Raw genomic sequence first — 14208 nt, forward strand, 5'->3', positions numbered from 1 at the left:
TCACGTGTTCTTTGTCGGAACGTTTAGTAATACTTTATCGCTAGAGAGGACGCTAATAAATGTCACGTAACAATCCGAAATTTGGTTTTATTTCAAAGCGTAATCAGTCCGTTAATTTCAACTTAGAAATACAGATTGAAAAGTTCTTACAAAGGAAGCGTATTGAAAAACGATCTCCTCGTACAGTCTCTGCATATGAGCAGGTACTCTCACAATTCCGAAAATGGTACGATGCAGAAGAGGACAAGGAGTTGAATTCGGATACTTTCCGTAGTTACATTCATTATCTTACATTTGAGAAAACAAGATGGGACGATCACCCTACGAGTCCTAATGGTAAAGTTGGATTATCCCCACGTACAGTAAACAATGCAATACGTAATATGAAGATATTTTTTAATTATCTCGTCAGAGAGCGCATCATAATACATTCACCAATGGACGAGATTTATTATCAGAAGGAAGAGAAAGAAACCTTTGAGGTATTCAATGACGAAAACGTATTGAAACTTCTGAATGCACCAAATAGACGTGTATATACTGGTAGACGTGATTACTGTATGATGCTCGTTCTCTGTGATGGAGGGCTTCGACTAAAGGAAATGACAAGCCTTCGGTTATCGGATATTGACTTTAAACTGCGCCAAATAACAATTCGTGCAGAAATAGCAAAAACAAACACTACTCGGATAGTTCCAATATCTCAACGAACTACTCGTGAACTTGAAAAGTTAATTGAATATATGGACGTAGGAGAAGATGATTACCTATGGCTTACGCAGTTTGGTGAAAGGTACTTTGGAGATACATTTGCAAAGATGCTTAAGATATATGCGAAAAGGGCTGGTGTTACTGGTGCACGTGTATCACCACATACATTCCGCCATTATTTCGCGGTTAAGTTCCTACGTGGAGGTGGTGATCCTATGGCACTCGCTCGGATACTCGGACATACTTCCTTAAATATGACACAGGTGTATGTTAAATTTACGGGAACGGATTTACGTGAGCAGCATGATAAGGCATCACCTATTATGAATCTATTAGATGAAGGTAACGAAAAGAAACGCGGTAAGCATAAGTTTAATTAAGATATTGTAAATGAAATATAGAGGTGTAGATTGCGGAGAAGATCCGTAGTCTATGCCCTAACTTGATTATTCATAATATTTTCTTGCTAATATGATCAGATTAAAACTAAGCCAACTCAGCTCAAATCTAACCTCTACCTGTGACCAGATGTGCTATAGGGGTATAGCATAAACCGTTAATCTTGCTAGCTTTTAACTACCCGCCCACCTTCCTTATTCTCAACCTTACATATACTCTCATTTTCCGTACCAAACAATGCATGAAATACAGATTTTATCGCCTCTATTACAATAGAAAAAGAAGGCACACCATTCACCCAAGCCAATACACCAAGGGAACAGGATACCTTCTAATTTTATTGTTTATGTAATAGATTTGACGCTTAGACTTGCTTTCTTGTTTTGTTTCTATACATTCCTAATACACTAATGGCAATAGCACCAACTAGAGCAAACATAGGTAATGTAGACATTTCCAGCACGAACATCATTGTGATAGATGAGAGTATAAGAAGCACGTATAGACCATTATTATACATTGTATAGCCCTCCTAGCGTTCATTAATGGTTATGGTATTAATTGTATTCTATCATACTTGTATGGGATTGTAAGCATGGCAGATCCGTTTGAAATATCGCTTTCTTGTTCTCAATTGAAATAGGGTTATGATCCTCTGTAAGAACGAGGAGAGATTCATCTAATAATATGGATAGTTCTGTATGGTAGGTTGATTTCTGGACTTCTATGTTTTGCATTCGAGATCGAGATTGGTCATTGTGTCTGTTGGCATTTATTTATTCATACTTTCGATATAGGAGAATGGGTAATAAAAAACCGCCTAGATTGTGGGTTTGAAAATTTCATACATAAGTGCTTCGTGATTGTTTCTTGTTACTTTTAATGTTATTACTTTTTCTTGAATACTTTTCACTCGAACATCATACTGCATTCCTAAATCTAATTTCATGGCATATATAGCAGCCCAATCTTTTGCAACAAAGCCAAGATGATTCCCATTAGAATTGACTACTTTTATAGCATTTCTATCATAAGGATTATCCTGATCTCTCTCAAAATATACCTGTTCGAGTTCTGTTAACAATTTCACATAAACTTTTCTATCTGGAATTGTGATACCGATTAAAGGAATATTATTAGAAGGATAACCTTTATCACGCGAATGCTCCCAATTTTCAATGGTGCCAGAATAAATTGTTTTGAGTGTTCCATACATATCTCCATCTATATAATACTTTTTTATGTTCGGATATTCTCTAGAAAAGCAACTTGCTACTTCTACACTATTAGAATCCCAAAATCCTTTGACTTCTATGACGCTTCCATCACTCAATGTGAAATCTGGTGTATACGAGTAACTATGTTGTTCAACGTTACTATGGTATGTTTTTAATTCAACTTTATACATCTCATATTCCCAACCTATATTTATATAATTCAATATTCTCGCAATATTCGCTTCCCACGAAGACATAAATACAGTTTGCAAATCGTCACGCCAACCATGATTTGCAGTTGATTCGTCATTATCAACTGCGTACCAGTGTCTCAATTCAATTTTCCCACGAGTATCAACATACAAACAAACAGATATTCTAGAAGTTCTAATAACTTTGAAAATATCAGACCATATACTTTTAATTCCGTTTTGTTCTTGAAGTATGAAGTAACACAAATCGTCAACATCATAGTCAAAATTTTTCACATCAACAATAATTATTTGAATATCTATCCCAAATTCATTAAGTAATAAACTTTTCACTTTATTAGCTGTCTTATAATCAAAAATAAAGTAATAAATTGTTCTATTACTTTCAAAATCAGTTTCTATGGAAAGATTTTTCCCTAAACAACTAAATAGAAACGATTCAAAACCATCTCGATCATTATTTAGTTTCATAGTTTCCCTCCAAACCCATATTTTCCATTATTCTATCATTATCGACAAAATAGTTCTATGGGAATAGATTATTATTTTATATCAGTCAAATAGTACTAGAGATAGTAAACCACCTATTTTTTTGCAAGGATTGAATTCCCCCAGAACCTTATTGGTAATCGAGTGTTATGAAAGCACAAAATTTCTACTTATTTCAGGGTGGTGTGGTAATGGATGTGCTAGGGGCGTATATCAGACACTAAGTGTCATTTTGGATTTAAAATCCCCCCCTGGGTATATGTATAGGTAATACTCAGGTTAACGTTGACATAATTGACTCATTTCAGCTTTGATATTACGTCAATCCGAAAACAAATTATTTAAAATATTGAGTTTAATCTGATAACAAAATAAAAAGCCCTAACTGGGCTTAAAGTCTATCCATCTTATCTATCATCTTTTGCTTACTTGGATTTGTGTACATCATGGTTGTATGAATGTTGCTATGTCCAGCTTGATTTGCTACTTCATGAACTGACATATTGTTTTCTAATGCATAGGTACAAAAGAAATGTCTAAGGTCATGCGGAGTTATATCCTTGCCTATAATTGAGGAGTATTTATTAAACAGCTTATTTATTACTGTCCTATCTAGTTTATTACCTCTAGAACTAGGAAAGAGATAGTCGGATTGAATACCTTTATCTGTCCTCTCTTTGATCCAGCTTAGCAGCGCTACTTTTACTTTGCTGTTCATGATTACCGTTCTAGTCTTTTTACCTTTACCTTCTGAAACAATTACCTCCCTAGAAGTCGTATTAAAATCATCCATCCTAATGTTAAGTGCTTCACTGATACGTAGCCCACCATAACCAAGGAGTGAGACAATAGCATAGTTTCGCTTAGACTTACTCTCTAGTACTAACTGTCTGAACTTCTCTACATCTGCAATCCCTACAGTAGCCAGTGAAGCGTATTGACGTTGTACCTTAATCATATCTCTCTTTGTTATGGCTTGCTCTGTCTGTAATCCAGTGCTGATAAGGAAATCATTATACTTAATGAGAGCGCTAATCTTGGCATTAATGGAGGATGGACTCAGCTTCTTAATAACCTTCAGGTAGCTTATGTAGTCCTTTATGTTCTCTCTATGTAGCTTCTTAAACTCCGTACCTTTACTTTCATCAAACCACTTCATAAAACCGCTAACGTTAAGCATATAACTCTTAATTGTATTGATACTCTTTTCTTCTTCGATTAAGTATGATTCAAAGGTTATCATTTACTCACCTCATTATAATTATGTTGCATTGTATTTGGTGTGATTTGTTATAAATTATGTTGCATTTCCTACTATTATTATACTGTTTCTGATCTAGTTTTGCAACATAATTAATATTATGTTGCATTATTATTTCACTATAATATTACTCTAGCAGGAATATGTACATATACTATATGTGGCTAATACCTTTATAAAGCTATTGCCAACTATCTTATTGTAGTTCCAATTAAGTCTTATCGTGCCTTGTATCGTAATTGCACACAAAACACGGTATACATATGGATATATCTAACATTAGGCATCCAAAATAGTCCTATCGTGATTGCTATCGTAAATATCTCAGTAAATCATCTAGAAACGTAGTCATATCAAGGGGTTTAGATACTTTTTAACATAATAAGGATATTGCCCAAAATAAAGAAAAGTAGCTGTATTAAAGGGTTTCTTGAATATCACCTATCGTATCGTAATAATACCAAAGGTAGCGGAATGTAAGTGTTCTTTTACTCATTTTCACGTTAAATAAGTAAAAAGCAACCGACTATATGCCAGTTGCTTCTCTCTCAACATAATATTTATTCGTCATATACCACGCCTTGCCTTTGACTGTATCTACTATTCCAACCTTCCTATCCATAAACACCAAGCTGTTACATTCCTTGCACGATGACTTTGTTCTGTATTTAGATAAGCCTTCTTCATATGATGCTCCACATTTACAATCTACCTGAATCAATAGTCTTTCTTCGCTCTGCTGCCTGTATGCTACTGCCAACTGATTACTTTCTTCTTCAACCTTGCCGCTTTCTACTATTGGCTGTGTTGGAGCTATGTACTCTCTTTGCTCTGAACTATTATTATGAACCTTAAAATCTGCTACTAAATCTGAATTGAGTCCAAACCATTCCATACCTATCACTGTTACATATTTTTTATTATTACTATAGGCTTCGATCCATTCCTTTATCTGCTCACCAGACAATGGGACAGTACCTTTCACACCACTGTTTAATGTATACGTCATAATATGCAATACTTGATCCACTTGACCCATATAGCTCATCTACACCTCCAAACATCAATATACTACAGATAGTTAGTTTTCACTATAGACAAGGGGATACGATGTCCTATCTATCATCTCAGGTGCTGAATACACTTGACATCAATTCTTACGAATAAGCTTATATACTCCTGTAACGAATGAGTATAGTGCAGTCAATGAGATGAGTATAATAGCCCATGTGTCTTGTACGGTATAGATAAGAGGTAATAAGATAATGAATAGAGATATACGTAATACACCTTCACGATTCGACACAGTGCGTTTAGATTGATTGGACAATAGGTACGACCTCCTTTGATTTAACGTTGACTATAAACAATGGAATGATATAAGATGTAGGGAAAAAGAAGGACGGTGTTAGTTTCCGTCCTATGTATTCATTAAGTTGATAAACCTTGGATAGTGTTAGCGCTTTAGACTTTTACGAGAAGTCTTGGCGCTTTTCTTTTTGCGTTTCTTCTTCCTTGGTTTACATATTACCGTTCACATCAATTCATAATTCGAGCATTCCTTATATTATATTTCGCTAAAAATTTAAAACCTTCTTTGGATGTCTGAATTCTCTCATATTGAACACCTGCTACTTTTACCTTTTCTAAAAGTCCGTATGGTAGAAATTTAGGAGCGACATGATAATACAGAGCTCTAGTAGTTTCACTTTTGTTTCTAGCACTATTTGTTACTCCTACTGAGAAACGATCAGCCATTCTAACGAAGCATTGTAGCAGAGTCATTTCTTCTTCTATTTCGGAAAGACTCATAGGCAATGTGATATCTCTTTTTATCAATGTATTCTTCAATTCCTCATAATCCCAGCCATTAATAAGATTATTCTGATTTTGCCGTTTCTTAAGTGTTTCAATTTCCGTCTTAAACTTGGCATTATCCTTCAACAATTTTGCATTTTCCTTCAACGTATCCTCTACATTACTAATTTGGTCTGCTTTTACCCATCCAACTAATTTATCATCTGCTTCATACTCTTTTAGCGATTCCATTACTGTTAACTTTATATCCTTAAGATCCTCATAAAACTTAGATATATTACCTAAGACATCTCTCTTAAAATCTTGATACTTAGGATAGTTTTCTCGTTCCATAAAGTCTGGATTCTTCATTGCTTTATCTCTAAGTGAATTATCTTCAATCACTACAGCGAATCTACGTTTTCCTATTTCACCTGCATAATCATATTCCCAGTGAGTGTAACTCTTTCCTGTCTCTTCATCTATGCTTCCATATCTGCCACCAAGAATAAGCATATACACATCTGATTCATCTATCCACCGCTTAATTGTTTCCTTTTGGCTTTTATCCCCAGACTTAAACAATTCCATTCCTGCGGGTATATGTCCAGAATTAAGAACGGCTGAAACAGCAGCTTGTCTCTCTTCGATCATATCTGTATATGTAGATGAAATGAAAACTTGTAGTTTCTTTTTCATATGAATTCCCCTTTTGTATAATGTCATCTATTATTATACAACGTTTGACAGATACCAACATACACATTAATCAGTTTATTAACTCATTCCCCAATTAGGTGTCCTTAGTTTTAAGGGGACATGGCTAGGTGGTAGTTCCATATGTGGAACTGGATTAATATATTAACGTATTTAATGTAGCTTTCTAAAGTCACGATTCGTTACATTAGAATTTGCAACAAGATATATACAGTCTTCGTCAAAGTGTCTATTCATGATTTATATCGTTTAGCTGTGGGACAATAAGATTCATATAAGATAGGTGGGTCTATGGACCCCGAGTTAAACTACGAGTTAAACTACGAGTCGACAATTTCGCCAAGTCCAATTGGAACTCCGCCAGATCAATGTAGCGTCAAATTTGACGCACCTTTGTTTGAATTAGGGGGACGAAATTTCGTCCTGAATGGAAATGGTGGTTCAACGTGGATTATAGTCTACCCCCCAAAAAATTTGAGGGGCAGGTTAATAAATCATTGAACGTCTAAACTCGCAACCATTTCTCAATGTGGACTTTTTTGTCCTTATTGAAATAATCTATATCAACTATTTTCTTTCCTTACATATAAAAAGAGACCAAAGTGTAATTACCCACCTTGATCTCATTCCATTTAACTACATATATATATACATCGTGATGCTATCGTGATAAATCAAATTTATTTCCCGCTCCTAAAGATACACTGATAAATAAGGTTATTTCGATCCTTTCCATATAAGTAAAAACACCAAATTTATTATCGTAATGTACATCGTAAATATTCAATGATTTCAACGTTTCTTGCCTTTTCCTTATTTTGCAGTAAAAACATTAAGTGAAATAACATTGAAATATAAGGGTTTTATACACTCTTGATTCGAGTTGTATTTCTGATTTTTGATATCGTATCGTAAAGTAACAAGAGTATCTCTCTCAATGTATTAAATCGATAAGTTGACTCAGATTTGGTTACTCAACAAAGAATGTGTTCCCCTCCAAAAAAGGATGAACACCACATCTAATCAAGCACTCACACCTTCACATTACTATATTTAATAATATCTGGATTAGCCTTAACGCATTACCCTATCAAAGCGCCCTCTTGCTTCTCTTGCTCAAATGTCATTATTCTTTTTAAAAACAGCAGTAAATGAAGTTGGTACATTCTTTATTGTCATTTTTATTGATCGCTCCATCTTTTCAAAAATCAACTTGTTAGTTCAAGATTCAATTACTGCATCAATTAATTATCATTTATCATTTCTTTCAAGATAATTAGTAGTTTTGATGTAATTGACGAATATTTTCACCATTACATCTTCGAAGTTACTGACCAACTTTTTATTTGTTTCTTCATCCTTTAATATATAAATCTTACTTCCCATATTGGGCATGTTTTTGGCTTTGATTTTTTCATTATTTACAACAATCTTTTTCTGCTCATTATCATTCCAATCTTGTACTTCTTCTCCCTTTTTAACATTTACATCTATCATAGTTCCTTCTTCTAATTCTTTAAATTTAAATAATTCACCTAATATTTTAATAAGTCTATCTTCTATAATAATTACCTCCTATTTTCTCGTCATAATTTCAATCTAGCAATAATGAAATAATGGATGTTCAAAATCTTACAAAAAAACCATAAACATCCTTTATTATTACATTTTATCATAAATAAAGCATAAATTCATAAAAAATATGCGTATATCATATTATAAAACGCAAAAACCACTACAATTTGGCGATTCCAATATCACCTTTATTGAGTGGATTATATTATTTCACTATTCTTCTATCTGAACCTAGTGTTCGTTAACTGCGACTGCGAAGTAACCGAATCATTTTTAATTTTTCTCTTATCCTTAACAGTTCCTTATGGGAAGTTAGCTTTCGATTAGATGCTCTATTAATTAATGCATTATAATTAGTAGCAGATATATCAATTTCTTTCATCGTTTTTCTGTCTAAATAGAAACATTTAAAAATCTTATTTACAAGATTGCAATGACATTTATAAAGTTGTTCTTCTTTCATCTAGTCCTCTCCTACAAGCAGTTTAATTTCAATCCAATTTCCGTTTACTGTTCTCAAGAACAGCTTTCCATATATCCTTTTTCCTGAACAAAAGTGCATTCTTACCCTCTCCAGTACTTTTTTATAGCGTAATCCTAATGAGTGTTCTTCCCCTACTAAAATACTCTTAATGAGCAAAAGAATTAATACAATCACTCATATCATCAATTATGCTTGGTAGCTCTTCATACGCTGCTGTATAGAGAGCTCTAACTTCCCATGATCCATTCCAAAATTTATCGAAGAACACCTTTGCCATTGCATCTGTAAAATACTCATCTATCCAACTAACAAGCCAAGGTGTACTATATACCAGTTCCAAGCTATTAATAAACTGGATAAAATATGCTTTGGATTCAGATGCTTTATCAAGTAGAAGCTGTAAAGGCTTCATGCTTCCATCTTTCAGTTCGAGCAATATATCGTGCATTCCATCTGCATAGCGAACGCTCATTTTGTTTTCGTTAATAATAGTACCTGTTGGAATAATAACGTTCATGATTGTCATATGTATCAATCCCCTTTAAATCTATTGTTTTTCGTTTAACTTTATTCGATAAACTTATTATATATCGTTATTAGTTAAATGTAAATACATAAATTAAATTAGTTTTGTTAATAACAATTATCTACTTTCAATAACTTATATATGATATATTAGATTAGTAACTAAAGGAGGAGTTGTATTTGTCTAAGATTGAGATCACTCTTGATAAAGTATTAACTAAATTAGATATTACAAAGAACAAATTGGCTGTTGAATCTAAACTTAGACCCAATTTAATTAGTGAAATGACCGAAGGAAAAACAAAAGCAATTAAATTAGAAACTTTGTTAAAAATATTGGATACACTAAATGAAATTTCTAGTAAACAAGGAAAAGGTTTTATAGATATTTCGGATTTATTAAAATATAGCATTGATGGGTTATTGACTGTTGATACTGGATCACGTAATTAACTAATACAAAAAGCCTTGAGATAATTAGTCTCAGGGCTTTAAGTTTATACTATTCTTTAATTATCAAATCTCGAAACGTAATGACATTTAAGCTCTACCTACAATTTTGATTGCTTCATAGTCAATATCTTTATTCCAATCACCCAATGTTGAGACTATACATTCATTATCCCTAACAAACTCACTTATTTCTGGCATCAAACCTTTAGGGACATACAAATACTGCGCTTCATTGCCTTTCTCTCCAACCCATTCCGATTTAACATCTGGGTAATTATAAAGAATATACTTTTCTATTTCTGCTTTAACCATTACAGCATCTCTCCAATGTAGAATTATTTTACTAATTTATATTGTATATAGTTTATTTATTCTTCCAGTTCCCCGATTCTCTTAGTGAATTATTACAAAACTTTAAAGTTTCGTTTTCTAAATTTTTTATCATACCTTTGTAATGAATCCTCCCAAAATAGTAAAGCATTTATACATTCTACTTTACGATCTTCTATTTCTTCTTCACTGACATTGTCAGAAGTATTAAAATCAATACAATTTAGTATTTCGTAGAAAAACTCCTGCTTATAGAACCAAATTTTTCTATCTAATTCATCTTCAAATTCATGAGGACAAAATTTATCAATTGGATCTGTAAGATTTGTAATGTTCTCATAGAAATGTGAAGGAAATGCGATATCTTCAATTAGATTAATTAAACTATTAATTGATACATCAGCTTTACCATAGTGTTCTGCGGTAATATCTAATAAACGAGACATGACCTGTACCCTATCAAGCATAAAATAACCTCCCTTTTATAAAAAATGTTAATCCTAATTACAGTCATTTAAAAAAATTCCTCAGTCTTATCTTCTCAATTTCACTTAGAAAGACTAAACCCTTAATATATCGTATGTTTATTATGTTGCGCCATCAACAAAATCATTTAGAGTCATATGATATTTCTATTACAATTTTTTCTGATCTTCATACTTATTTTCTATCATTTCAATTAGTCTATAATAATCAGATGAAATATCATCTTCATCATATCCTGTAGCTTCCTCATTAAAAGCCATAGCTGCAATTTTTTTGTCCATCTTTTTGACCTTATCCTTAACATCTAAATCCAATAAATGATATTTTTTAAATAAGAGAGGACGTATTTCTTTTGAATAACTAATAAAGTCAAAAGAAAGTCGATTGCCAGCATTAGTAACAATTATCACCTCTCCATCTTTCATTAAAATATTGTTGTACACTTCGTATTTAATATTTTTCATATCTTTTAATTCGGAAATATCTCTATCTTCTTTCTCCCAAGTTCTCTTTCTAAGTGCATCTTTCTCATCGGCACGTTTTTTATGGATGTTTGTAAGGAAAGCTCCAAACATACCTAGCAGAGTTCCTGCAAGTGTGCCTAAGACTGGATCAATCGACATATTTATTCCTCACTTTTACGTAGTTTAATATTAAAAATATGCCATCTATCAGCATAATCCCAATATTTACACAGCATTGATTGTTAATTTTTAACATTCAGGACTATTTTACCACATTAATTTAATGCCAACTTCTCTTTTTGGTATTTATCTAATAATTTTAAAAGTGCCATATCCATTTTCGCTCATACTTGTTCAATCACCGTTTTTTTCTCTATCTACTTTTTTTCTCACGTTAATTTTTCTACTGCGGTCTCATCTATCTCAGTATTAGAAATACCTCCCTTTTTCTTCTTTAACCATGTCTACGAGTTCTTTATTTCGATAATGGACAACACTATCTCCTAATTCATATTTTTTCGCCTTCCTTAATTCCTTTACAAAAGTTAGTTTAAGACCAATTTTAGTATCATTTGAATAGGTATGTAGAAGTGAGGCTAGATCATTGTTTGCAGACTTATATTCGACAACATTAGTGAGTGATTTTTTTCTGAAACCTACTCCTTTCGATTTCAAACTTTCTAAATCCTTAAGAGTGAACTTTTCATTAAAATATATATTTTTATGTGCATTTGTAAACTGTAACAAATTTAAAAACTCTATATCTTTTTCATCACTTACACTTATAACTTCCTCTTTTCTGCTCCCAATTCCATAAACATCTGAGTCATAAAACACCATATATAGATCTGGTAACATAGGAAAGAAGATTTGTAATCCTTTAGATGCAAATCCTGTATGTCCACCTATTTTATTTAGACGTTCATAAAATTGATTGTATTTTATAACTGGATGATCCGAAGTGATAAATGGTGTATCCGTTGTGTTTACAATAAATTTAAAACGCAGGTCTTGGAGGACTTGTAAGTTCTCTGCTGTTGCTTTCAGGGACATTAAAGTAGGATGTTCATAGCCAATTTTCACATAATTCAAGTGCTCTTTAAATGTTTCATCGTCTCTTAATATAATTTTCATCAGTTTATCTACTGTTTCGTTTATCATATCTCCTGTCTGTTCAGTTCTGGAGGATAGGGTTAAAACAAAAGCTAATAAAGTATAGTGCGCTTCAGAACCATAGCTTGGTGTCGTATGTGTGTGTAACATAAGATTGAACAATTTTGATGTTTCTGACTCTATTTCGCCTAAGGCATCCTCAATCACCAAATCTCTACCGTAAAAATAATCTTTGGATGCCTGCCCTTGCAATCCTCCTTTAAGAATATATTTTTCTTTAGGGATATTATATATGCTAAGAAATTTTCCATTTAATTCATGTGAAAAATACTTCAAATAAAACCTTGGTACAAAATGCTGATTTTTCTTTTCCGCCATAATATTCACCTCCAATACGAGATCGAATGTTCTCTTGAATGAATTCATTTATCCTATACGTCTTTATCAATTGAATGTTTCGCATTTAATATACTGGTTAGGTAGTACTCAAACATTCCCCTAAATCGACTATTACCTATCTCTACCCACCTGAAATTCAATTTATTTAACAATAGATCATGGGCTTGATCCTCATATGAGCACTCAGGATTCTCTTCAGAAGTACCTGCATTTGACCAGCCAAGTAAAGAATTCTTTAGGGGTGCTTTATAATAATAATCTCTTAAGTTACCAACCCTATCCTTTCTCTTGCTTCTAGTTAGATGCCCATTAAATATTCGTCCTTGGATATCTCCAGCTTTTCCAACATAGTAGCACTCAGTATCGTCTTCTGAAGAAAACATATAAACTCCAGCAGCAATAGGTAACAATTGTTTATTTCCATTTAGTTTTATAGCAGGCTTTTTTAGAAACTTTTTTACTTCAGCGTCTAATCTTTTTTGCCAAATTGAATCACGAATGATCAAATTGCATCATCTCCACATAAAAGTATTATTTGATCATTAATCATTTTTATCTACTACCCCAAGAAATACGATTGTGCTGCCTTCACTGCTAACCCTTTAATAATTTCAAATGGTAAGTCAAACAATTTACTACCCTTTTCCTTAGCGAGTGATTTGGCTTTCTCTAATACATTATCATTTCTTACCGAGTCTAAGAATTCATGTCCTTCCCATGTCAACCCCTTAACTAAATATTCAACCACCCTACTCCCCGATACTTTAACTGGCGTTGCGTGAATTAATCCATGTTCAAACATAAGACCTACGTTATATTGAACCAAGCCAAATTCTTGATTATCTAATTTTATAACCAATTTGGGATTATTCTCATTGTTCTCTTCAATGAATTTTAGCGTTTCGATAATCACTTCCATATCTCTTTTCATTAACATTCACTCCCTTTAAAATCGTCATTTCATGTAGTCATTTTTCCAATATAACTAACGACACTACGTCATTTCTGCCTCCACCACCACCCATAGGACTCTGAGAGACTATTTTCCAACCATCATTTAATAGATTGTTCAACTCTTCAAGATTATTTTTCTTTTCGGTGAACCAACTAACAACCAATGCTTTTTGCACTTAACTCACCTCCTACGAAATCATCGTTTTAAAAGAATGTAATTGATTCATCTTCCTCATCTTCTTCCAACAAAGTTGCATATTTTTCGGTTTCATGAAGTTTAGCTTCATCTATAAACCAGTTCAAAAAATGCTGAATTACTTCAATATTTGGCATCTCGTCAGGATAAAAACCTAAATTCTTTATTGACCTGCCTATTGAACTTACTAATTGAATATGAGCTATTTGAGAATATTCCATTCCGACAGTTTCATACGCAAACTTAAAATCAAGTGATTCAATTATTTCACGAGCTGCTTTCACACTTAAATCTACGCCGCCAAATATATCACTCTTCCCCTCGATGTTGATATTTATATCTTCAGAAAACATTTCTACTTTATTACGTTTCTCCATTTTGATTTCCTCCCTTTTATTACACCTAAAATACTTCACTCTTCTTTTA

At 32.9% G+C, this 14208-nt stretch carries 19 protein-coding genes; 2 read left to right on the plus strand and 17 right to left on the minus strand.

Annotated features, from left to right (window positions below):
* Window positions 1-59 precede the first annotated feature (59 nt).
* On the plus strand, window positions 60-1091 hold the full coding sequence (locus tag BW961_RS01370) for a tyrosine-type recombinase/integrase (RefSeq protein WP_068589955.1): 1032 nt from the start codon (window positions 60-62) through the stop codon (window positions 1089-1091).
* Window positions 1092-1474: 383 nt separating this feature from the next.
* Here BW961_RS01370 and BW961_RS30245 read toward each other — a convergent pair whose 3' ends face one another.
* From BW961_RS30245 to BW961_RS01410, 9 genes are all read right to left on the minus strand, one after another.
* Window positions 1475-1630, minus strand: a complete 156-nt coding sequence (locus BW961_RS30245) for a hypothetical protein (RefSeq protein WP_156510166.1) — start codon at window positions 1628-1630, stop codon at window positions 1475-1477.
* A gap of 300 nt (window positions 1631-1930) precedes the next feature.
* Window positions 1931-3010, minus strand: coding sequence for an HIRAN domain-containing protein (locus BW961_RS01375; RefSeq protein ID WP_068589953.1), 1080 nt, complete (start codon window positions 3008-3010; stop codon window positions 1931-1933).
* A 409-nt stretch (window positions 3011-3419) separates the two neighbouring features.
* On the minus strand, window positions 3420-4271 hold the full coding sequence (locus BW961_RS01380) for a tyrosine-type recombinase/integrase (protein WP_068589951.1): 852 nt from the start codon (window positions 4269-4271) through the stop codon (window positions 3420-3422).
* Between the two features lie 544 nt (window positions 4272-4815).
* The gene (locus BW961_RS01385) at window positions 4816-5337 is read right to left on the minus strand and encodes a hypothetical protein (protein WP_244555835.1); all 522 of its coding nucleotides are present in this window, start codon (window positions 5335-5337) and stop codon (window positions 4816-4818) included.
* A 102-nt stretch (window positions 5338-5439) separates the two neighbouring features.
* Window positions 5440-5619, minus strand: a complete 180-nt coding sequence (locus BW961_RS01390; RefSeq protein ID WP_068589949.1) for a hypothetical protein — start codon at window positions 5617-5619, stop codon at window positions 5440-5442.
* Between the two features lie 209 nt (window positions 5620-5828).
* Window positions 5829-6785, minus strand: a complete 957-nt coding sequence (locus BW961_RS01395; RefSeq protein WP_076576640.1) for a DUF4062 domain-containing protein — start codon at window positions 6783-6785, stop codon at window positions 5829-5831.
* A 1269-nt stretch (window positions 6786-8054) separates the two neighbouring features.
* Window positions 8055-8300 (minus strand): hypothetical protein, encoded by a 246-nt coding sequence (locus BW961_RS01400; protein WP_068589911.1) that lies wholly within the window; start codon window positions 8298-8300, stop codon window positions 8055-8057.
* 319 nt (window positions 8301-8619) lie between these two features.
* Window positions 8620-8841, minus strand: a complete 222-nt coding sequence (locus tag BW961_RS01405) for a hypothetical protein (protein ID WP_068589909.1) — start codon at window positions 8839-8841, stop codon at window positions 8620-8622.
* A 166-nt stretch (window positions 8842-9007) separates the two neighbouring features.
* Window positions 9008-9388 carry a hypothetical protein gene (locus tag BW961_RS01410; RefSeq protein ID WP_068589907.1) on the minus strand — a complete coding sequence of 127 codons (381 nt, stop codon included), beginning with the start codon at window positions 9386-9388 and terminating at the stop codon, window positions 9008-9010.
* Window positions 9389-9567: 179 nt separating this feature from the next.
* On the opposite strand from BW961_RS01410, the gene BW961_RS01415 reads away from it, so the two are divergent.
* A complete protein-coding gene (locus tag BW961_RS01415; protein WP_068589905.1) occupies window positions 9568-9840 on the plus strand; it encodes a helix-turn-helix domain-containing protein in 273 nt (90 codons plus the stop codon).
* Window positions 9841-9927: 87 nt separating this feature from the next.
* Here the strand turns inward: BW961_RS01415 and BW961_RS01420 are convergent, their stop codons facing one another.
* From BW961_RS01420 to BW961_RS01450, 8 genes are all read right to left on the minus strand, one after another.
* Window positions 9928-10152 (minus strand): hypothetical protein, encoded by a 225-nt coding sequence (locus tag BW961_RS01420; RefSeq protein ID WP_068589903.1) that lies wholly within the window; start codon window positions 10150-10152, stop codon window positions 9928-9930.
* Between the two features lie 92 nt (window positions 10153-10244).
* Entirely contained in the window at window positions 10245-10637 is a 393-nt protein-coding gene (locus BW961_RS01425; protein WP_068589901.1) for a hypothetical protein, read from the minus strand.
* 168 nt (window positions 10638-10805) lie between these two features.
* A complete protein-coding gene (locus BW961_RS01430) occupies window positions 10806-11279 on the minus strand; it encodes a hypothetical protein (RefSeq protein ID WP_068589899.1) in 474 nt (157 codons plus the stop codon).
* Window positions 11280-11549: 270 nt separating this feature from the next.
* Complete coding sequence (locus tag BW961_RS01435; RefSeq protein WP_068589897.1) at window positions 11550-12611, minus strand: DUF4238 domain-containing protein; 1062 nt, start codon at window positions 12609-12611, stop codon at window positions 11550-11552.
* A 53-nt stretch (window positions 12612-12664) separates the two neighbouring features.
* Window positions 12665-13138 carry a hypothetical protein gene (locus BW961_RS01440; RefSeq protein WP_068589896.1) on the minus strand — a complete coding sequence of 158 codons (474 nt, stop codon included), beginning with the start codon at window positions 13136-13138 and terminating at the stop codon, window positions 12665-12667.
* A 53-nt stretch (window positions 13139-13191) separates the two neighbouring features.
* On the minus strand, window positions 13192-13563 hold the full coding sequence (locus tag BW961_RS01445) for a DUF2513 domain-containing protein (protein ID WP_068589890.1): 372 nt from the start codon (window positions 13561-13563) through the stop codon (window positions 13192-13194).
* Between the two features lie 37 nt (window positions 13564-13600).
* On the minus strand, window positions 13601-13762 hold the full coding sequence (locus tag BW961_RS30250) for a hypothetical protein (protein WP_156510164.1): 162 nt from the start codon (window positions 13760-13762) through the stop codon (window positions 13601-13603).
* Window positions 13763-13790: 28 nt separating this feature from the next.
* On the minus strand, window positions 13791-14159 hold the full coding sequence (locus BW961_RS01450) for a hypothetical protein (protein WP_068589888.1): 369 nt from the start codon (window positions 14157-14159) through the stop codon (window positions 13791-13793).
* Window positions 14160-14208 lie beyond the last annotated feature (49 nt).

It is taken from the genome of Paenibacillus macquariensis, from assembly GCF_900156375.1.
In the GTDB taxonomy this organism is placed as follows: domain Bacteria; phylum Bacillota; class Bacilli; order Paenibacillales; family Paenibacillaceae; genus Paenibacillus_AQ; species Paenibacillus_AQ macquariensis.